This window comes from Streptomyces sp. NPDC005017, assembly GCF_042873115.1.
In the GTDB taxonomy this organism is placed as follows: Bacteria; Actinomycetota; Actinomycetes; order Streptomycetales; family Streptomycetaceae; genus Streptomyces.
On the sequence record NZ_JBIALD010000006.1, the window covers coordinates 1 to 19,728 of the forward strand.

Consider the following 19,728-nt stretch of genomic DNA (forward strand, 5'->3'; position numbering starts at 1 on the left):
AACAGCGTCCACAGTTCGTCCGGCACCAACCGCTCCACTAGATCAGTCATGCACGGCTCAACGAGCGAGCACGCCATTAGAAACGGCGTCTAAGATCGCGCCCCGACCCCCGGCAAGGCTGCCCCGGTGCGGCCTGCGACCGCGAGCGCCGCCTTGGGCGCCCGCTGTACGGGGCTCAGCTGCAGGAACCACCGCGTCCGGCCTGACGCAGCCGCTCCACGAATGCCGCACGATCGCGAAGGGGTTCGACCGAATCGCCGTGGTCGATGCCAATGAGGTCGTCGGGCGGCCGAGCCCGGCCCCTTCACGGCCCCAGGCATCGGCCCCCTTCAGCGGGACTGCCCGCGCTGCGGCGAACCCGCATTCTGACCGCCGCCGGCGGTGCCGACCCCCGGTGCCTTGCCGGCGACACCGCCAGCTGCGCTGCGGCAGGGCTCAGTTGGTGAAGTACAGGTACTTCCAGGCGCCGTACGTCGTGGAGTTGACCGTGTCGCCGGAGCCGCCGTTGACGTATGCCGACCGCATCCGGGCGCGGATTCCCGCCTCGCCGGGGGCGCCGAGGGTGACGGCGGACCTGCCGGTGGTGCCGAGGGTGAAGTACTGCGAGTCCAGGGTGTGCCAGGCACCCTGGGAGTAGACCTGGAGGTCGAAGCGCTGCCGACGGCCCGGGTAGTACGTCATCGTGGTCGTGAGCAGCGGGTCGGTGTTCTTGCGGAACCAGTAGTAGGTCGTGGAGCCGGAGCCGGTCCTGCCGGTCTTGTAGTGGCGGGAGACGGCGGTGGAGACCCTGACCCTGGCGTAGGCCGTGACGGCCACGGTCCGCGGCGCGTAGCGGGAGTCGCCCTTGAACACGGCGTAGAGGGTGGTGTCGCGGGCCATGTCCACGGTGGCGGAGATGTTGCCGGAGGAGTTGACCGTGCCGGAGCGGATCAGCCGCTTGGGGCGGTCGGTGCCGAAGGGGTCGGCCCAGAGTTCGACCGTGCGGTTCTTGTATGTCGTGCCCAGGTGGGCGGTGAAGGCGACGTCGGCGCCGTAGCTGTAGATCCTGCCGTGGTTGTTCAGGGTCAGCGTCGGCGTGGCACGGGAGACGGAGACCTTGTCGTAGGCGCTCGCCGTCGTGTGCTCGGCGTCGCCCGCGTAGGACACCCGGTAGGTGACGGTGCCGCCGGAGAGGGGGGCGTCGGAGAACGAGTAGGTGCCGTCCGCCGTCACCGTGACGGCGGGCAGGGTCTTTCCGTCCGGGTTCTCCAGGTCGGTGCGGACGACCGTCAGCTGCGCCCCGGCGGGGAGCTGAACCGTCGCCGTGACCTTGCCGCTGACGGTGAGCAGCTTGGCGCGGGTGGCGGTGTCGGGGGCGTTCACCGTGAGGGCCGGGACGCTGAGGGTGGGGTTGGTGAGGACTCTAAGTGTGTAGCCGGACTCGCCGTGGGCTAGGGCGAAGACCCGCGAGGAGTCCCCCGCCCAGGCGACCTCCTGCTCCACCGGGGTGCTGAGCGTGAAGACGCGTACCGGCTTCACGTCGCCCGGCTTGAAGATGGACACACTGTGGTCGTACGCCTGAGCGATGGCACCGTTCGGCGCGACGTCCCCGGAAAAGGCCGGGCCGGGCAACACGGCTTGCTCGGTGAGCTGCCCGTCCGCATATGCCCACTTGTACAGGCCGCTGGCCAGCACCTCGTCGGCGCCGGGAACGAGGTCGATGTCACCGAAGAAGTTCCCGCTGCCGCTCTGGGCAACCAGTCGCGGCAGCCCGCCCGTCACGTCGAGCACCCTCGCCCCGCCGTCGGAATTGCCGCTGTCGCCCAGAGCCAGCAGGTTCGGAGCGCCAGGGTTGGCGTCCAGGAGGCCACCGTTGTAGTAGGGCCTCACACTCTCCGGGAGCTGCTCCAGGCGCAGCGCCTCGGTCTCGGCGGTCGGGTCGATCGAACCAAGGTCACCCTGGATGAAGTTGTTGGCACCGGTGGTCTGGTAGGAGAACCACAGCTTGCCGCCGGCAAAGACGATCTTCCGCACATTGGAGCCGAGGTCGATGCTGTGGCGGGCTCTCACCGCAAGTGTGTCCGCGTCGAGCTCCAGAATCTCCTGGGCCAGGTGGTCCCTTCGAGCCGCGTACAACGTCTCGCCGTCCGCGGACACCGCAAGGTCGAAAACCCCAGGGAGACCCCACGCATCCCAGAGGACGGTGCCGGAGTAGTCGGCCGCCACGATCCTCCCGGTCAGCTTGTCGCCGAAGAACACCCTCCGATGCACCCCGTCCACGACAATGCCGCCCGGCATTTTGATCACGACGGACGCAGCCGACGCCGAGCCGGCCGTGACGACGGTCAGTGCCGCCGAGCTGAAGAGGACCGCAAGCGCCGTCACGGTCGAGATGCTGCGCGTACGCACAGTGCTGTGTACCCCCACGAGAAAAACCGGCCCGGAGCCGTGAGATGTCGAGAGCGCCGCGCAGCCCCGGACGCACCCGCCAGGAGGCGGCGGCATACGGGGAGCAGCTGCCGGTGCAGCGTATGACATGCCTGCGACAGTGAAGAACGCGGTTCCCACCAAGGGCTGCGACGGCCTGGGGCGGCTCTACCTTCCTGCTTGGGCTGGCCCTCCCACTCGTAAGGTGAGGGCGCCCAAGGGCGGCCGGCTGTGGCTATCAGGGGCTGCCGTCTTGTGGCGTGAGGCGGGCGCAGAGAGCACGGGGTGGCCGCCATCGCACGGGGCTCCGTCGTCGTACCTGAGTCGGCCGGCATGCCCCGGCCGCAGCCCGGCCGGGCGACTGCGGGGCAAATCTCCTGTTTCACACGTATTGGGGTGGGGAGCCGGGGGCGGTGAGCCGACCCCGGAAACTGAGAAGGTGAGCTGTTGTGATCACCCACGAGCAGATCCCGACCGTGCTGGACCACCCGGTCTACGACACTGACGGCAACAAGATCGGCGAAGCCAAGCACGTCTTCCTCGACGACGCCACCGGCGAGCCCGAGTGGGTCAGTGTGAAGACCGGCATGTTCGGCACCAGTGAGTCCTTCGTACCGATCCGCGACGCCTCCGTCGTGGAGGACCACCTGGAGGTTCCCTACCCCAAGGACCGGGTCAAGGACGCGCCCAATGTCGACGTCGACGCGGGCGGCCACCTCTCCGAGGACGAGGAGCACCGGCTGTACCAGTACTACGGCATCGACTGGGACGCGGCCTGGCAGCAGGTCAACGAGCCGGGCGCGGCCGGCCACTCCCCCACGGTCACCGGCGGGACGACCGGCATGTATGCCTCCGCCGGTGCCGGCGGCGATGACGCGATGACACGCTCGGAAGAGCACATGCGCGTCGGCATCGAGCGTCGTGAGACCGGCCGGGCGCGGCTGCGCAAGTACGTCGTCACCGAGGAGGTACAGCAGACCGTGCCGGTGCGCCGGGAGGAAGTCCGCGTCGAACGCGAACCGATCACGGACGAGAACCGGGATGCCGCCCTGTCCGGGCCCGAGATCAGTGAGGCCGAGCACGAAGTCGTCCTGCACGAGGAACGCCCCGTCACCCAGACCGAGACGGTTCCGGTGGAACGGGTACGCATGACGACCGAGGAACACACCGAGGAAGAGACCGTGCGCGGCCAGGTCCGCAAGGAGCACATCGACACCGAAGGTGACGACGAGGACCAGCGCGGCCGGTGACTGTGACCGCGTTGCGCCCACAGGCGGCGGCCCGGTCCGGGCCGCCGCCCAGGGCACGGGGGGACACGGCGTCCTGCGGCCGCATCGGCGTCCGGGAAGCCGACCGGCTCCGATCCGGGAGGCGCGCTTCCATGCGTGTCACCGGCACTACGAAGCAACCGGTCGCGGAAGCGGACGGTGATGCGTGCGGGCCGTGGGCAGTCAGGTCTTCACGAGTTCGTTGCGCGGATTCTGGCGTTCGGGCCCGTCTGGCAGCCGCTGCAGGCGGTCGAAGGCCGCGGCGGTGGCGGGGGCGTCGCGGTGAGGGTGACCTCGTGGTCCTGGGAACCGCCGTCGCCGTCGGACGCCCGAGCCGATCCTGGCGTTCTGCGGAAGTCGCACCCTTGCGGGCGGGAGCTCATGGGCCTGTGCTGGGCGGCCGTCGGCCGGTCAGCGCGTCCGGCCCGGAGCGGGCAGCGGCACGGGGGTGCCGAAGCGCACCGGGACACCGGGCGCGTACAGGACGCTGTCGGGTTCCGCCCGCAAGGGTGCGACCCCCGCGCCGGCGAGCGGCGAGGCGTCCCAGTCGAGGGGGTCACAGTGCCGGAAGGTCCATGCCGGATGGGCGTTGGGCAGGTAGTACGACCGCAGCGGCCCGCGTTGGTGCAGCCCCCAGCGGTTGGTCAGGAAAGCGTCCAGCGGCCGGGGCGTCACCACGTCCTCCGATACCCGGACCCAGGCATGCCCGCCCGGGCGCCCGTGCGCGCGGCTCCGGGTGCGGTACAGCAGGCGGTTTCCGTGCCACTGCCGGGCCACGCGCGCCCAGTGGTAGGGCAGGCCGAAACCCGCCCGCGCGGCAAGGACCGGAAGCAGTCGGTCGCAGTCCAGCGACCGGAAGACCACACCGCGCCTGCCGAGCCCGTCCCGGCTGTACAGACGGACGTTGACCTCGTTGAACGAGCCCACGTACGGCAGCGGCGGGCCACTGCCGCCGAAGGCGAGGTCCTCCATGCGGAAGAAGACCAGACCCGCGTAGGCGCGGCCGCGGTACAGGTCCGGGACCGTGCCGGGCAGCAGGAGGCGGGCGACGTCGAAGGGATCCACCTCCCAGTGCAGGAACACCAGGTCCCGCCAGAACTGACGGAACAGCACACGTCTCAGGGGGCGAGGGGCAATCGGGGTGAGCGACTCGACGCCGCCGGTGTGGTGCTCGTCGTGCTCGCGCATCACGCGTCCCTCCCGAGGTGGTGTGCCGCGCCGATCGGGGGCGCTTCCTCGTCGTGCGCCATTCGTGCGACCGGGGTGACGGGAGGCCCGGCGTCCGGCTCTGCGGACACCGGGTCCTGTCCGGTCACCACCTCGAGCCGGCGCGCAACCCGGACTCGGGGTGCCGACGTCGTGACCGAGGTGGGAAGGGCAACCGAGAGACGGCCGTCCCGAGGTCTCCGCGACGATTCCGGGTGCCCGTGCACCGGTCTCCCGCGCCGCCCACGTCAGTCCCGGGCAGATGTGATCGCGGGCAGGGGCGCGTCGTCGGGCGCCGGGGCGAGGGCCGCCTGGCGTGCGCGGCGTCGCGCGTCGAGGGACTCGCGCGCCGCTTCGCGCGGATGCCGGCGCCGCCAGTAGGGGTTGTCGTGCGGCAGTTTGCTCGACACCCGGCCGTACATGCCGAAGCAGGCGATGAGCAGCCCCATGACGAAGCTGAACATGACGTTGGTCATGCCGAAGTCCAGCACGTTGGCGGGCCGGTCCAGGATGAAGACGTGGACGAGGCCGCTGAGCAGGAAGAGTCCACCGACGGTCATGTTGAGCGTGGACGCGAAGTTCCCTCCGATGACGGCCCCGCCGATCAGGGCGAGTCCGACGACGACAGAGATCAGGCTGAGCACTCCGTTGGTCGACATGCCGGTGATCCGGGATCCGTCGGTGTCGAAGGGAGTGAGCCTGTCCGCGAAGCCCAGACAGCCGAACACCAGCAGGATGACACCGCACACGCCGGCTCCGTACCGGTACACCTGGGCCAGCCGGTGATCGACGGGCAGTTCCTCACGAAGCCTCATGGCATGTCCTCTCCGTAGCCCGCAGGCGCCCGGGCCGTGTCAGAGCCGACGCCTGTCTGTTTTGCTCTTGTTTCTCCTGGTGTGCGGTGAACGGTTGCACCGTTTTCGCAGCGGTTGCTCGCTCCCCGGTCCGCTCACGGGCCGGCCGCCGCCAGGACCGGCCCGGCCGGCAGGCGACGGGGGCGTTCACGCCGCCGAGGTCGGTCACGCATGCCCTGCGGCTGCCCCGAGCCGGGCCCTCGGCGGCGTTCCCCTCCCGCGCGCCCCGCAGGGGACACGCCTCACGGATGGGCGCGGGCGGAACCACACAGGAGGCAGAAGTTCCGATTGAGGGTGCGAAACCCTTCGGCCACCGAACGACGATGGCACTCGTCAACTTCCGATCACTCTGGAGCGCGTTGAGGCAGGGTCCTGCGACCGGGCAGTGATCAAGCGCTGCCGGACGAAGAGTACGACCTCGACAATGCGGTTCCCGCCGCCGAACGAGCACAGCAGCCGGCTCGAAGGCAACGGAGCTTCCCGGACCCCGGACTGCCTCACCGGCCCGAAGTCACGGCCACCGCGCCGGGGCACCGCCCCCGGACCGTCCCGGAAGCGCCGCCCCCGGGCACTGGCCCCCGGTCAACGGCCTGCGACCAGGAACGCCCGGGCTCGGGCGCAGCTCCTCGTCCCGCGGCTGCCGCCGCAAGACAGAGACGCCGCCTGCTCCGGGCCGGGGGCATGTCCCGCTGCCGTTTGAGGGCGACAAGGTGGGGTTACTCGCGCGAGGACGCAGGCCTTCCCGCAGCGGGACGGGGTTCGCTACCAGGAGGGCCGGGACAGCAGCAGGTGAGGCGAGGGGCTGATCGTGATGAGCGTGGCGACGCAGCAAGGCGGCGGCGGAGGCAGCAGTGGCCTGTACGACGTCCTCGAGCTCGTTCTCGACCGGGGACTGGTGATCGACGCCTTCGTCCGGGTCTCCCTGGTCGGTATCGAGATCCTCAAGATCGACGTACGGGTCGTGGTCGCCAGTGTGGACACCTACCTGCGATTCGCCGAGGCCTGCAACCGCCTCGACCTGGAGGCCGGCCCGCGCAAGCCCGCCGGTCTCACCGAGCTGACGGGCAAACTGACGGAGTCCGGTGCCCGCGGCAAGACCAAGGGCGCACTGTCCGGTGCCGCGGAAACCATCAGCGATGCCTTCCAGCAGGCCCGCGACGAGGGGGCACGGAGGCAGAGCGCCGGCCGCAGGAGGGACGAGCGGTGAGCACCTACGTCTACGGGATCGTCCGCGCCTCGCACCCCACACTGCCCGACGGCGTGGAAGGCATCGGCGACCCCCCTCAGCCGGTGCGCGTCCTGGCTCAGGGCCAGGTGGCAGCGATCATCAGCAGCCTCCACGAGGAGCTGCGGCCCAAGCGGCGCCATCTGCTCGCTCATCAGCGTGTCCTGGACGCCGCCGGATCGGGCGGCGTCGTCCTGCCCATGCGCTTCGGGTCCCTCTCCCCCGACGACGACACGGTCTCCTTGGTGCTCAGCGATTACGCCGAGGACTTCCTTAAGCAGCTGCAAGCACTGGACGGCAGGGCCGAATACAACCTCAAAGCGAACCACGACGAAGAGGCAGTGCTGCGCCTGGTGACGGCCGAGGACCCGCAGATCCGGTCCCTGGCTGCGGCAAACCGGGAGGCGGGCGGCGGCTCGCACGAGGACAGGCTCCGTCTCGGCGAGATGATCGCGGCCGCCGTCCAGGCCCGCGAGGCAGAAGATGCCGATCTGGTCCGCCGGACCGTGGAGCCTGCCGCGGAAGCGGTGAGCACGGGCCCCCAGAGCTCCGGCTGGCTCGTCAATCTCTCCTTCCTCGTGGAGCGCTCCGCAGCGGGTCGCTTCCGGGACGCCGTCGACGCCCTCGGGCAGGAACATCCCCACCTCGAACTGCGCCTGGCCGGCCCCATGCCGCCCTACAGCTTCGTCACCAGCGCCTTCGGCAGCGAACCGGAAAACCCGGTCCTGAACGCATGAGCCGGTCGCCCGCGTAGGCGGCGGCAATCAGGGCAGCGGTCGCCTTCACCTCTGCCTGGACCGCCGCGTCTGACTGAGGCCCTTTCCGATCGGTCTGTGACGCGGTCGACCGAGCCCGCTCGCGACAGCCGGGTGCCGCCGCGGGCGGGCTCGCGTCTGCCGTGGGGGTCGGGACGCGGGGTCACGTTCCCCGCTGCTCGACGTCGCGTCGGAGAATTGCCCCGCCCCCGGCTCACCACCCGGCCGGATGCGCGAGGTAGCCAGGGCACCTCCCACAGCCAGAGCGCGTCCGGCCGACCTGACCCCTGAGGGAAGACCGCCCGACGCCTTCGTCACCGAGGCCGGTACCGCATGAGCAAACGGGGAGCACGGCGCGTGAGCCAGGCACCGGCCAGGCCGATGGCGGCGCCGGTGACCACGTCGCTGGGATAGTGCGCACCGCTGTGCACCCGTTCGACCATCACCATCGCGGAAGGCAGCACGCACACGGCCCCGGCGGCCGGCCAGGCCGGTGAGGGCGTCACCGGCTTCACCGTCGGCGAGAAGGTGGTGTCACTGTCCTCCCACGGGACAGGCGGATACGCGTCCGTGTACGTCAGCGACCAGGCACAGGTCGTGTCGACGCAGAACTACGACATCGACCCCGCCCTCGCCGTCGCCGTCGTCCCCAACGCGATCATGGCCCACATCGCGCTCACCCGCGCCATCAGCATGTCCGCAGGCGAAAGCGTCCTCGTCCACGGCGCGCTGGGCGGCTTGGCCGCCGCCTTCCCCGGCATCGCCCGACAGCTCGGCGCGTCCCGGGTGGTCGGCACGGTCCGTTCCGAGAGGACGGGCGCGGCGGCCGCCAGCAGACTGCCGTACGACACCGTCGTCGACTCCGCTCAACTGCCCGACGTGCTCGGCGGTGAGAAGTTCGACGTCATCGTCGACCCCGTCGGGGGGCTCGTCCGCACCCACAGCCTGGACCTGCTCGCACCGTCAGGCCGTCTCCTGCTGGTTGGGAACGCCAGCGGCGACCGGGACCACCGCATCGACGGCAACCGCATCTGGCAGGGCAACATCACCGTCGCCGGGTTCAACGCCGGCGCCTACATCCCGGCCCACCCCGAGGCCGTTCAGCCCGCCGCAGAGGCGGCACTGAAGGCGGTCGTCGGCGGACTGGCCGACATCGAGATCGAAGTCCTCCCCCTGGCCGACGCCGCGACCGCACACGAACAGCTCGAGAACCACGCAACGGCCGGCCGCATCGTCCTCGCCCCATGAGCGGCAATTCCACCCGCAGTTGAGGTCCCGGGCCAGGCGCGCCAGATGACGCCCCCGGCCCGCAGGCACACCAACTCCTCCGTGGACCGCCGCCGCTCATCCGGTGCGCTGACGCAGACTGACCCCGGCGTCCAGAGGCCCGGCGGGGTCAGTGACTGCGTTCGTTCCCGAGGGTCTCGCACGCCTTCCGCCGGTCGTCGTTCGTCACGTCGAGTCGTTCTTCTTTCGGAGGGCGGACGGCTTGTGTACGGCTGTACGGCCCGACTTGTCACTGCGCACTTCGTACTGCGGCTGCTCTGGTGAGGCTTCCACGGCCCGGCCGGCGGCCTCCGTCCGTTTGGTGATCTTCTTTTCCACCTTCCCGGTGGTTTCGCTGCCGTGACTGCTCCACGCGACCTCGTCGCCTTTGGTCAGCCCGCTCCTAGCTGATCGTTTCGCCTTCGCCATGATCATCGCCTTTCTGCTCATGCCGACAGGCCGGGTACCACCTTCAAGAGAGGGGGCACACGCCACACCCCGGCTTGCGCTCGCAACCGCCGCTGTCACTGCGCCGACCTGCGAGCCAAGCGGTTGGGCCCTCCCGCAGCACCACCGATAACGACGGGCATCCCTACGGAGCAGGAGCGCATCGGGCGGGATATGCCTCGAAAGGCCCCTCGCCGGCAGGCGGACGTGTCCGGGAAGTGCGCCGGTCTCACTGTTGCCAGGTTTCCGTTCTCCGGCACCCCGCTCAGGGGCTCCTCCAACCGTCGTCGGGCAGATGGGAACCGGCCTGTGGGCCCATCCGCAGCATCCCTCCGTCCACCACCCACGAGGCACCCGTGACGTAGGACGCGTCCGGACCGGCGAGGAAGGCGATCACGGCCGCGACCTCACGGGCGTCGCCCGGACGGCCCAGCGGTATGCCCGGCCTGCGCTCGTCGGTGACATCGACGTCCGTCTGGCCCGTCATCGGTGTGGCAATCTCACCCGGGGCGACGGCGTTGACGGTGATCTCGTGCTCGGCCAGTTCCAACGCCATGACCTGGGTGAGAAGCCCGAGTCCGCCCTTGGCCGCGCAGTACGGCGCCGCACCCACCCGCGGCTGGTGCTCGTGGACGCTGGTGACGTTGATGATCCGGCCTCCGCCTCCCTGGCCGATCATGCGGTGGGCGGCACGCTGACCGCACAGGAACGGACCCACCAGGTCGACGTCGATGACCTGTCGCACGGTGTCGTGGTCGAGCTCCAGGAAGGGCGTCATGGTGCCGGTCCCGGCATTGTTCACCAGCACGTCGAGCCGGCCGAGTTCATCGGCCATCCGGTCGACGACCCCGGCGGCCCCGGGAAGCCGGGTGAGGTCCAGTTGCTCGACCACCGCTCTGCGCCCCGTCGCCCGCACCTCGTCCGCCGTCCGCAGCGCCCCCTGCCGATCGGCATGCCAGGTGATACCGATATCCATGCCCGTCTCCGCGAGACGCACGGCGGTCGCCCGGCCGATCCCGGAGTCGGATCCGGTGATCACGGCCACGGGCGTGGTGCGGGGGCCGGGGGTGGTGATGTGGTGAGACTCCATCGTGGCTCCAAGGTCGCGCCCTGCGCCGTGGTGGCCCGTCCCGGCGGGACGGCGTCCTGCCGACTCCGGGGGCGGGTCCCGCGTACCCCACTTCCACCCCGTCACACGGCGCTCGTGGTCGTCCTGGAGGGTCTGGGTGTTGTCGGTGGCGACGCAGCCGGGAGCAAGGGCGTTGACGTTGACGCCGTGCGGCGCCCCTCAAGAGCCCCGGCCAGGCGGGCGACACCGTGCTTGCCCGCGGTGTCGCCGGCGACGTTGCTGCCGCCCTGGCAGCGGAGCAGCCAGGGCGGTGGAGATGACCTTGCCCCGACGCCGGGCGAGAATAGATGCGCCATCACCTGGGTGTGAGCGGACCCTTGCTCACGGCCCTGGACGACACGGACAAACGCCTGGGTGCGCCCCGTGGGGAGGGACGCAGCTCAGCCCGTCCCATCAAATCGGCACCCCCGGCCTGAGGCCACGGTCACGTCGTGGTCGTCCACCAGCATGAGGTCCAGGCCGACGGACACTCTCCGACCTTGCCCATGCACTGCTTGACCAGCCGGTCGGCAGCGATGGACTCCGGAAGGCCTTCACTGAGGACCTCCTCGAGATGCGCACATCCCAAGTGCGCGCGTCAGTCCCTACGATCCTCGAAGCCGTTGCCTGTTCACAGCCCGCCGCCGGTCGGCAGCCGCCCTCCCCACCGAGCCCGGCCACAGTGCCAGTCGGTGAAAGCGGACGAAGCCAGGCAGGCAGAACCCGGTGCCCCGTCCGGTACGGAACGCGCCGTACCGGACCGGGGCGCAGGTCAGGCTTCGCGGGAGCCCTCGTACATGGCCGCGACGAGGTCGGCGTACTCGCGCTCGACGAAGGGGCGTTTGACCTTGAGGCTGGGCGTGAGTTCTCCGTGCTCCACGTCGAGGTCCCGGGGCAGGACGGTGAACTTCTTCAGGGTCTGCCAGCGCTGGAGGCCTTCGTTGACCCGCTGGACGAAGCCCTCGATCAGGGTGTGCACCTCCGGGGAGGCGACGACCTCGGCGTAAGTGCGGCCGGCGAGGCCGTTCGAGGCCGCCCAGGGCATGATCACGCTCTCGTCCAGGGCGATCAGGGCGGTGCAGTAGTTCCGGTCGTTGCCGATGACCAGGATGTTGCTGGCGAACGGGCAGACGGCCTTGAAGCGGCCCTCGATCTCGGTGGGAGCCACGTACTTGCCGCCGGAGGTCTTGAACAGGTCCTTCTTGCGGTCGGTGATCCGGACGTAGCCGTCCTTGTCGACCTCGCCGATGTCCCCGGTGCGGAACCAGCCGTCGCTGTCCAGGACCTCAGCCGTCTTGTCCGGGAGGTTGTGGTAGCCGCGCATGACGCCAGGACCGCGCAGGAGGATCTCGCCGTCCTCGGCGATGCGGACCTCCGTGCCGGGCAACGGCTTGCCGACCGTGCCCACGCGGCAGTCGTCGGCCGGATTGACGGTGCAGCCCGCGCTGGTCTCCGTGAGGCCGTAGCCCTCCAAAACGTTGACGCCGGCGCCGGCGAAGAAGTAGCCGATGTCCGGGGCGAGCGCTGCGCTGCCCGAGGCACTGCCGCGCAGCGAGCCTCCGAAGGCCGCACGGATCTTGCCGTAGACCAGCTTGTCGGCAAGTGCATGCTGGACGGTGAGGGACAGCGGTACCGTACGCCGGCCCGTGGCGACCAACTGCTCCTGGCCGATCCGGGCGTAGTCGCGGGCGACCTTCGCCGCCCACAGAAATATCTTGTACTTGGCCCCGCCCTCGGCGCGCGCCCTCGAGGCGATGCCGTTGTAGACCTTCTCGAAGATCCGTGGCGCGGACGCCATGATGGTCGGCCGGACGACGGGCAGATTGGTGATGATGCGATCGATCCGGCCGTCCACGGCCATGACATGACCCGACTGCACCTGGCCGGAGATCAGCGCCTTGCCGAAGACGTGGGACAGCGGCAGCCACAGAAACTGCACGTCGTCGGCAACGACGAGACCCGTCGCCTCCTGGGCGACTGCCTGGTACGACCAGCAGTCGTGCACCAGGCGCACACCCTTCGGGCGGCCCGTCGTACCGGAGGTGTAGATCAGCGTGGCGAGCTGCTCGGGGGCTATGCCCTGGACCGTCGTCTCGACGGCGTCCGGATGCTTCACCAGGTACTCGATGCCGCGACTCTCCAGGTCCGCGAGAGTGAGCACGTCCAGTCCCTCGATCTCGGCCACATCCGGTGCGGGGTCGAAGAGGATCGCGTGCCTGAGGCCGGGCAGCTCACCCTTGTGCGCTGCGACCTTGGCCAACTGCTCGGCGTTCTCGACGAAGACCGCGCGGCTGTCGGAGTCGGCGAGGATGTACGCCGTCTCGTCGCCGTTGGTGCTCGGGTAGACGGCAGTCGCCGCCGCGCCCGCACACATCACGCCCATGTCGGCGAGGATCCACTCCAGCCGCGTCGAGGACGATATGGCCACCCGCTCCTCGCCCCGCACCCCCAGGGCGAGCAGTCCGGCGGCGATCGCCTTCACCCGCTCGGCCGTCTGCGCCCACGTCAGCGAACGCCACTCCTCGCCGCCGTCCACCGCCACGGGATACCGATAGGCCTCCCGCCCGGGAGTGGCCTCAGCTCGTGACAGGAACAGGTGCGCCACGGAGTTCGGGCGGCTTTCGAGAGGGTACTGCAGGGAACTCATGTCGTCCTCCGGCCCCGAAGGTGCCCATCACCGATGGGTTAACTGGCAAGTAACATGCGGGAGTGCTGAGGCTAAGGCCTAAACCTCATCCTGTGTAGTGGACTTGGGCCATCAGTTTGCCTACCGAACGTTCAGCCTGGAACCGCACCAGGATCAGAGGACCTGCCGCAAAAGCACCGCTCGGGTCTGCTGCCGCCCCTTCTGATCGCGTGGCGAGGTTCGTGAACCCCTTGGCAGACAGGAACACCAACGGATTCGACAGATCCCGCACCGCCGGACACAACCGAGACGGCAGACGTGCCGCCGACACCGAGAGGCGGGGGCACCGCGCAGCGCGTCGCTCTGCCGCCCCGCGGAAGGCACCCAGCAGACCGGGCCGGCCACGGCGGGGCGCAGAGTGCGGAAGAAGCCCGCGCGGAGAGGGTGAAAAGGATCGCGCGGCAGGACTTGAACCCGGACCCGACACCAGGTTCTAGCCCTCGCCCTGGCCGACGCCGAACCGGCCAGCCCGCGGCCGGCCTGGCCGAAGTACCTCGCCCGCCAGCTCGCCGAGACCCACGGCCGGGGACGCAACATCCGCTTCGCCGTCAACCGCGGCCTGAAGGGCGTGCCGACACCGCTGCCCGCTGCCGACGAGGGCCGCATCCGCGCAGGGCAGAACGGGGACACCGGCTGCTGCGCCCGTGTCGCGCGCCGCAGCCGGGCCGTGCTCGGCGTAGACATGAGAGCGTGATCCTCACCCCGCCCATCGGGCCGATGCTCGCCGAGACCCGACACCAGCTACCGCCGGACGGGGCACTGCCCGGCAGCCTGCAGTTCGAGCAGAAAGCCGACGGGTTCCGGGCGATCGTCTTCGCGCGCAGCGACATCGTGCTGGTGCAGTCCCGCAACGGCGCCGACCTGGCCCCGGCCTTCCCCGAAATCGCCCGCGCCGCGGCAGGTGTCGGCGAGGACCTGGTCCTGGACGGCGAACTCGTCGTCCCCCTTGAAGGCTGCCTCGACTTCGCCGCCCTGGAAGTGCGTGCGCTGCGCCGCGGCCGTACCGCCGCGCAGGCCGCCGCCGAACACCCCGCCTACCTGATCGTGTTCGACGTCCTGGAACGTGAGGGCAAAGGGCTGCTGGAACTCCCGTACCAAGAGCGCCGCGCCATCCTCGAGGACCTCTTCGCCCGCGGCGTGCTCGGCGCGCCGTTCACGCTGTGCCCCGCCACCCGCGACCGGGCAACCGCGCAGGAATGGCTGGACCCGGCCTGGGGCAGCGTCGGCGTCGAAGGCGTCGTGGTGAAGGGCCTCGGCCAGACCTACCAGCCCCACCACCGCGCCTGGATCAAGGTCCGCTCCCGGATCACCGCCGAAGCCGTCATCGGCGCCGTCACCGGGTCCTGCACCGCACCCGCCACCCTGCTGCTCGGCCGCTACAGCACGGCCGGCACCCTGAAACTCGTCGCCCGCACCACCCCGCTCGCCCCCACCGACAGCCGTGACCTCGCCCGCCGCCTCACCCCGGCCGACCCCCAACACCCCTGGCACGATGTGCGGTTCACCGCCTCATCGGGCACCCGCAGCACGCTCGACCATCACCCCGTCCAGCCGGACCAGGTCGCCGAATACCTCGCCGACACCGCCGTCGCCTCCGGGATCCACCGCCACCCCGTACGCCTGCTCCGCCTTCGCGACGACCTCACCCCCGACCAACTCCCCCGGCTCGACTTCTGACGACACGGCTGAGCACCGGCTCATTACCGGCCTGCCGGGCGCCAGAGCACGCCCGCTTCCACCTCCCCGACCACGCAGCGGACGCCATGGCCGCCCTCCATAGCTCTGCCTTCGCCGCCGGTCAAGGGATTTTCAGACCTCAAGGAGATCCACCACTTCGAGGCAAGTCGATCCGGCCCAACGGAGCGAAGCCGCGCCCCGCTCCGCGGAGCTGTAGCAGACCTCGCCACGTCTGCTCGCGGTGAGGTCCGGGCCCACGTGTACTGGGTGCCAGGCCGCCGCCGTACTGGCCGCGCTCAGGCCCACCGCCTGCTCAGCTGATCGCCGCTGGGGCCGGGGAGCCACTCCCGGCGGTGCCTATCCCCGGCAGGGAGAGGCTCTGCGTAGCGGGTCCGCACATACTCGTCGCCATGAACGGGACATCAGAACTCGGGGACTTCCTGCGGACGCGGCGCTCCCGGCTGCGACCCGAAGAGGCCGACGTGCCCACCTACGGGGGGCGCCGACGCGTGCCGGGGCTTCGCCGGGAGGAGTTGGCGCTGCTGGCAGGGGTGAGCGCCTCCTACTACACCCGCCTGGAGCAGGGGCACTCGCTGGGTGCCTCGCCCGAGGTGCTGGACGCGATCGCCCGGGCGCTGCGCCTGGACGAGTCCGAGCACCGTCACCTGCACGACCTGGCCCGGCCGCCCAAGCCCCACAGCCGGCGGCGCCCGGCACCCGAGCGCGTGACGGAGGCGACCACCCAACTGCTCGACGCGCTCGGGGACGTTCCCGCGATCGTGATCGGCCGGCGCAGTGACGTCCTGGCGTGGAACCGGCTGGGCCACGCACTGTTCGCCGGGCACCTCGACCCCGGTGCCCCGGACGTACCGGCGCAGCGTCCCAACATGGCGAGGCTGGTTTTCCTCGACGCTCATATCCGAGACCTGTACACGGACTGGCCGGGCAAGGCCAGGGCGGTGGTGGGGAACCTGCGACTGGTGGCGGGCCGACACCCGCAGGACGCCGCACTCCACATGCTGCTGGGTGAACTGAGCGCAAAGAGTGAGGAGTTCGCCTCCATGTGGGCCGATCACCGGGTCAAGGCCTGCGCGGTCGCCGAGTACGAGATGCGGCACCCGCTGGTCGGCTCACTGACCGTGACGCAGCAGACCCTGAACCAGGGAGCGGGCCCCAGCGTCGTCGTCGCCACCACCGCTGCGGGCTCGCCCTCGCGAGCCGCCCTGGAACTCCTCGCCCAAACCACCGTCCGGGCCGTACCCGAACGTTCGGACAGCCGGCTCAACAGCGGCTGACCCCGTACCCCTCCCTCCGGTCGGCACCCGCTCGCGCTGGGGCCGGCCGGCATCCTCCCTCTCATGCGTCGGCGTGGCGCTGCCGCATGCCCGAAAGCAGAAGGAATCGCGTGTTCACCAAGCTCTCCAAGTCCGCCCTGTCGGCCGCCGTCCTGGCCGCCGCGATCGCCGTGGCCACTCCGGCACCGTCGTCGGCCGCCTCCGACCCGCTCAGGTGCGTGCGTACCACCGTGCACTTCGACCTGGCCAAGGGCCAGACGCCGGAGAACATCGCCCTCGGCCCGGCCGGCACGGCGTACGTCACCCTCGCCAAGGCCCGCCAGGTCGCCGCGGTCTCCCGGCGCGATGGCGTACGGATCCTGGCCACCCTGCCCGAACCCGCCGACGGCGGCATCCACACCCCGGCGCTGGGCTTCCCGCTGACCACGGGCATCGTCCGGTCCCAGGACGACACCTTGTACTTCCTGTACGCCACCGGCACCGCGGACCTGACCGGCGTATGGCGTCTGCGCCCGGGCGGCCGCCCGCAGCGCATCGCCGCACTGCCCGCCACCGGCCTGCCCAACGGCCTGGCCCTGGACCCCCGTACCCGCACCCTGTACGTCACCGACTCCACCCTGGGCACCGTCTGGCGTGTACCCGCCTCCGGCGGCACCGCCACCGCTTGGTCCACCGACCCGGCGCTGGCCCCCGCCGGGTTCCTCGGCGCCAACGGCCTGAAGATCCACAACGGGGCGCTGTGGGCCACCAACCTCGACAAGGGCACCGTCGTCCGCATCCCGATCCTCGCCGACGGGCGCGCAGGCACTGCCCGGGTCACCGCCACCGGCCTGACCGGGATCGACGACTTCGACTTCACCGGCCACGGCGACCAGATGATCGCCGCCCTCAACACCGTCAACCAGGTCGCTCTGATCCGGCCCGACGGCACCCGGACCACCGTCCTGACCGCCGCCGACGGCCTCCAGGGCCCGACCTCCATCGCGCTGCGCGGCAACACCGTCCACGTCACGAGCGCCGCCTACCTCACCGCGAAGGACCCCAACCTCATCCTCGCCCGTCTGGACGGCTGAGCCCCGCTCGGCAGCGCCGGTCAGCGCGTCCCGGCCGGGGAGCGTACTGCTTCCCCGGCCGCCTGACGTTTCCCCGTGATCTCGGACGCGTGATCGTCATGCGACCTGGGCCCGGCGTCAGTACTCACTCGCGGGCCGCGAAGACGGCCAGGCAGAACATCCAAGGCGCCGCGGGCGAGAGCGTCTCCTGCATCGGAGAACGGGCCCCAGAGCCGCCTATGGCCTTGGAAGACCTCGACGCGATCTGGTGTCCCGGAGTGTCTTGAGCAGAGCCACATCCAGTTCGTCTACACGGTCGGCCCCCCTCGTTCTCGATCGAAATGGAAGCAGGATCCCCATCGAGCCCCGGCGCTTCCGGGTGAGCCCTCGTGCACGAATCACAGAGCCCGCTTCCACTCGGCTTTGCCCTTCCTCCACTTGGGGCACTTCCTGGCGCGGATGCCCTCGCATAGTGACCTGCGTCGAGCAGCATGGCCGGGTGCAGCAGACGAGTGGTGAGGACGAGGCTGCTCCGGCGTTCGACGCGGTTCAGGCGGACGTGGGGAAGCGGCTGGACGACGTGGCCAAGATCCTGGCCGGTGCCCTGGTCACGGTGGCCGGAGTCATGACCGCGCTCGGGCTGACGAGCGATCTCGTGTTCGTGGCGCTGAACAACGAGTCCTGGCCCATCTACGTCGCCTCTCTGTGCGCCATCCTTGCGATCGTCTGCAGCATCGTGGCGTTGCTCATCCACCCGACCGGGAGAGGCAACGTGTGGAAAACCGCCGTGCTGGTCGTCGGTGTGATCCTCTACATGGTCGCTCTGAGCGTGTCGGTCGTCGGCGCGGCCAAGGCGGCGGGCGGGAACGGCAGGCCGACGATCGGCGACGTCAGGCTCGAAGGGCCGAGGTCCGGTCTCAGGCTGAGTTTCGGCGTCCAGGCCGACGGCGTCGAGACGTGGGCGAAGGTCGGCGTGTACGTCGACGCCATCGACGAAAAGGGGAATCCCCTTGAGGGCTCGCCGGACCTCTACGAGAGCAGTATGAGGCCCGATGACAGGGGCAGGATCAAACAGGACGTCAGCGTGCCGATCTCAGCGCCGCCCGGCGCCTGGGGCCTCGAGATCGTCGCGTCCAACGCCGGCGGTACCGACGACTGCGACGCCCCGGCGGTCCACGGAGCCGCATGCACGACGATCCAGCTGCCCTGATCCCGGTCTTCTGCGCACAGTACCGGCACAGACCGGCCCTTCCGAGCAGCCACCGGGAGTGGGCACTGAGCTGGCCTGGACGCACTGCTGCTCCCGTTCTGTGAGACCCGCCCATCGGTGCCCGAAGACCCCGTCACCAGCGGAACGCTGAGAACGGGGTCTTCGCGTGTGTGCAGGCGCGTGTGGGCCGGAGCGGCCGTATGCCGGGGTCCGTGGACGGGATTCCGGGCAGTCGCCGCAGGTGAGGTCCAGTGATCAGCGCGGGCCCCCAACGGTCGGCGGATCGCCGAGAACGGCCCTTCTCAGGCCCAATCCAAGCCTGCCGACGGCGAGCTGAGGGCAATCCTGGAGACGGTCGTACGGCTACGCAGGACCGGTGCTCATGAGCGGGCAGTGGCGGCCCCACTGCCCGGTCACGAGGCGAGGCCTCAGCCGTTGACGAAGTCGCGCACCTGGCCGTAGACGGTCGGATCCGAGCCGATGGCGAGGTGACCGAGACAAGCGGTCTGTGTGTTCACCGCACCGCTCAGAGAGACACTGCTGTCCGGGTTGATGATGGTGTCGCAGGGCGACCACCAGGTGCCGTAGCGCGGGGTGCCCGGGGTCTCGTCCCCGGAGTTCAGCGAGGTGAGGAAGGCGGACCCGATACGCATCTCGAAGCAGGAGGCATAGCCGCATCCGTTGGCCCAGTCAGTGCCGTGGTTGGGACCGGCCAGCGAGACCCAGGCGTCGATCTTTCCGCTGCCTCCCAGGTTCTTGGCGTAGTACCGGCTGGACAGCCCGCCCATGGAGTGGGTGACGATGTCGACTTCGGATGCGCCGGTGGCCGCGAGCAGGCGGTCCACCTCGGCGGCCAGTTGCTGGGCGGTGGTGGTGTTGGACTGTCGCCAGTCGTAGCTCCACTGGTCCAGATGGGAGGCCGGCCAGCCGTCGGCTCGGAAGGCGTCGGACATGGCGTTCCAGTAGGAGCCGGACGAGCTGTATCCGTGGACGAACAGGACAGGGTGGCTGGACGGGCCGAAAGTCGATGTATCGGCGGCGTGGACCGGAGCGGCGGACGTGAACGCGAGCAGAGTGCTCACGACGGCGGAAAGCACGTACTTCTTCAACGCGTACCTCGGGTGATCGGCGGCTCTGTGGGGGGAGGCCGAGAGGAGGTTACTTCCCAGTAGGTCGGCAAGGTCAATAGCCGTGCACGAATCGGCACAGGGGCGATGACCTGCAGTTTCGCTCCACGCCGTAGCGTTTTGTGCGTGGCCGTCGTTGACCGACC

16 protein-coding genes are annotated in these 19,728 nt (G+C 70.1%); 8 read left to right on the forward strand and 8 right to left on the reverse strand.

Going from position 1 to position 19,728, the window contains the following annotated elements; all coding sequences use genetic code 11:
- Positions 1 to 435 precede the first annotated feature (435 nt).
- A complete protein-coding gene (locus ACFYR0_RS10935) occupies positions 436 to 2,364 on the reverse strand; it encodes an Ig-like domain repeat protein (RefSeq protein ID WP_389324645.1) in 1,929 nt (642 codons plus the stop codon).
- A 491-nt stretch (positions 2,365 to 2,855) separates the two neighbouring features.
- Between ACFYR0_RS10935 and ACFYR0_RS10940 the strand changes: the two genes are divergently transcribed.
- A complete protein-coding gene (locus ACFYR0_RS10940) occupies positions 2,856 to 3,656 on the forward strand; it encodes a DUF2382 domain-containing protein (RefSeq protein WP_389324648.1) in 801 nt (266 codons plus the stop codon).
- 429 nt (positions 3,657 to 4,085) lie between these two features.
- Here the strand turns inward: ACFYR0_RS10940 and ACFYR0_RS10945 are convergent, their stop codons facing one another.
- Together ACFYR0_RS10945 and ACFYR0_RS10950 are read right to left on the reverse strand one after the other, a co-directional pair.
- Positions 4,086 to 4,862: a YqjF family protein gene (locus ACFYR0_RS10945; RefSeq protein WP_389324651.1), complete on the reverse strand. Its 777-nt coding sequence runs from the start codon at positions 4,860 to 4,862 to the stop codon at positions 4,086 to 4,088.
- 266 nt (positions 4,863 to 5,128) lie between these two features.
- On the reverse strand, positions 5,129 to 5,695 hold the full coding sequence (locus tag ACFYR0_RS10950; RefSeq protein ID WP_389324654.1) for a DUF4383 domain-containing protein: 567 nt from the start codon (positions 5,693 to 5,695) through the stop codon (positions 5,129 to 5,131).
- An 844-nt stretch (positions 5,696 to 6,539) separates the two neighbouring features.
- Between ACFYR0_RS10950 and ACFYR0_RS10955 the strand changes: the two genes are divergently transcribed.
- On the forward strand, positions 6,540 to 6,941 hold the full coding sequence (locus ACFYR0_RS10955; protein ID WP_389325438.1) for a gas vesicle structural protein GvpA: 402 nt from the start codon (positions 6,540 to 6,542) through the stop codon (positions 6,939 to 6,941).
- A complete protein-coding gene (locus ACFYR0_RS10960) occupies positions 6,938 to 7,696 on the forward strand; it encodes a GvpL/GvpF family gas vesicle protein (RefSeq protein ID WP_389324657.1) in 759 nt (252 codons plus the stop codon). Before ACFYR0_RS10955 ends, ACFYR0_RS10960 begins: the two co-directional genes overlap by 4 nt.
- Positions 7,697 to 8,028: 332 nt before the next feature.
- Here the strand turns inward: ACFYR0_RS10960 and ACFYR0_RS10965 are convergent, their stop codons facing one another.
- Positions 8,029 to 8,229 carry a phosphatase PAP2 family protein gene (locus ACFYR0_RS10965; protein ID WP_389324660.1) on the reverse strand — a complete coding sequence of 67 codons (201 nt, stop codon included), beginning with the start codon at positions 8,227 to 8,229 and terminating at the stop codon, positions 8,029 to 8,031.
- Between the two features lie 55 nt (positions 8,230 to 8,284).
- On the opposite strand from ACFYR0_RS10965, the gene ACFYR0_RS10970 reads away from it, so the two are divergent.
- Complete coding sequence (locus ACFYR0_RS10970) at positions 8,285 to 8,962, forward strand: zinc-binding dehydrogenase (RefSeq protein WP_389324663.1); 678 nt, start codon at positions 8,285 to 8,287, stop codon at positions 8,960 to 8,962.
- Positions 8,963 to 9,166: 204 nt separating this feature from the next.
- Here the strand turns inward: ACFYR0_RS10970 and ACFYR0_RS10975 are convergent, their stop codons facing one another.
- From ACFYR0_RS10975 to ACFYR0_RS10985, 3 genes are all read right to left on the reverse strand, one after another.
- Positions 9,167 to 9,409, reverse strand: coding sequence for a DUF2945 domain-containing protein (locus ACFYR0_RS10975; RefSeq protein WP_389325442.1), 243 nt, complete (start codon positions 9,407 to 9,409; stop codon positions 9,167 to 9,169).
- A 283-nt stretch (positions 9,410 to 9,692) separates the two neighbouring features.
- On the reverse strand, positions 9,693 to 10,517 hold the full coding sequence (locus tag ACFYR0_RS10980; protein ID WP_389324666.1) for an SDR family oxidoreductase: 825 nt from the start codon (positions 10,515 to 10,517) through the stop codon (positions 9,693 to 9,695).
- A 790-nt stretch (positions 10,518 to 11,307) separates the two neighbouring features.
- Positions 11,308 to 13,182, reverse strand: coding sequence for an AMP-dependent synthetase/ligase (locus ACFYR0_RS10985; RefSeq protein WP_389324669.1), 1,875 nt, complete (start codon positions 13,180 to 13,182; stop codon positions 11,308 to 11,310).
- A gap of 729 nt (positions 13,183 to 13,911) precedes the next feature.
- Between ACFYR0_RS10985 and ACFYR0_RS10990 the strand changes: the two genes are divergently transcribed.
- The 4 genes from ACFYR0_RS10990 to ACFYR0_RS11005 all read left to right on the forward strand — a co-directional run bounded on the left by ACFYR0_RS10990 (position 13,912) and on the right by ACFYR0_RS11005 (position 18,455).
- Complete coding sequence (locus ACFYR0_RS10990) at positions 13,912 to 14,898, forward strand: ATP-dependent DNA ligase (RefSeq protein WP_389324672.1); 987 nt, start codon at positions 13,912 to 13,914, stop codon at positions 14,896 to 14,898.
- A 410-nt stretch (positions 14,899 to 15,308) separates the two neighbouring features.
- The gene (locus tag ACFYR0_RS10995) at positions 15,309 to 16,193 is read left to right on the forward strand and encodes a helix-turn-helix domain-containing protein (protein WP_389324675.1); all 885 of its coding nucleotides are present in this window, start codon (positions 15,309 to 15,311) and stop codon (positions 16,191 to 16,193) included.
- 86 nt (positions 16,194 to 16,279) lie between these two features.
- Positions 16,280 to 17,266: an SMP-30/gluconolactonase/LRE family protein gene (locus tag ACFYR0_RS11000; RefSeq protein WP_389324678.1), complete on the forward strand. Its 987-nt coding sequence runs from the start codon at positions 16,280 to 16,282 to the stop codon at positions 17,264 to 17,266.
- Positions 17,267 to 17,744: 478 nt separating this feature from the next.
- Positions 17,745 to 18,455 (forward strand): hypothetical protein, encoded by a 711-nt coding sequence (locus ACFYR0_RS11005; protein ID WP_389324681.1) that lies wholly within the window; start codon positions 17,745 to 17,747, stop codon positions 18,453 to 18,455.
- Positions 18,456 to 18,883: 428 nt separating this feature from the next.
- Here ACFYR0_RS11005 and ACFYR0_RS11010 read toward each other — a convergent pair whose 3' ends face one another.
- Positions 18,884 to 19,537: an esterase/lipase family protein gene (locus ACFYR0_RS11010; protein WP_389324684.1), complete on the reverse strand. Its 654-nt coding sequence runs from the start codon at positions 19,535 to 19,537 to the stop codon at positions 18,884 to 18,886.
- Between the last annotated feature and the right edge of the window lie 191 nt (positions 19,538 to 19,728).

Coding starts and splice junctions, on each gene's coding strand:
- ACFYR0_RS10945 (WP_389324651.1), bottom strand. CDS start 4,862: ATGCGCGAGCACGACGAGCACCACACCGGCGGCGTCGAGTCGCTCACC.
- ACFYR0_RS10950 (WP_389324654.1), bottom strand. CDS start 5,695: ATGAGGCTTCGTGAGGAACTGCCCGTCGATCACCGGCTGGCCCAGGTG.
- ACFYR0_RS10975 (WP_389325442.1), bottom strand. CDS start 9,409: ATGGCGAAGGCGAAACGATCAGCTAGGAGCGGGCTGACCAAAGGCGAC.
- ACFYR0_RS10980 (WP_389324666.1), bottom strand. CDS start 10,517: ATGGAGTCTCACCACATCACCACCCCCGGCCCCCGCACCACGCCCGTG.
- ACFYR0_RS10985 (WP_389324669.1), bottom strand. CDS start 13,182: ATGAGTTCCCTGCAGTACCCTCTCGAAAGCCGCCCGAACTCCGTGGCG.
- ACFYR0_RS10995 (WP_389324675.1), top strand. CDS start 15,309: ATGAACGGGACATCAGAACTCGGGGACTTCCTGCGGACGCGGCGCTCC.
- ACFYR0_RS11000 (WP_389324678.1), top strand. CDS start 16,280: ATGCCCGAAAGCAGAAGGAATCGCGTGTTCACCAAGCTCTCCAAGTCC.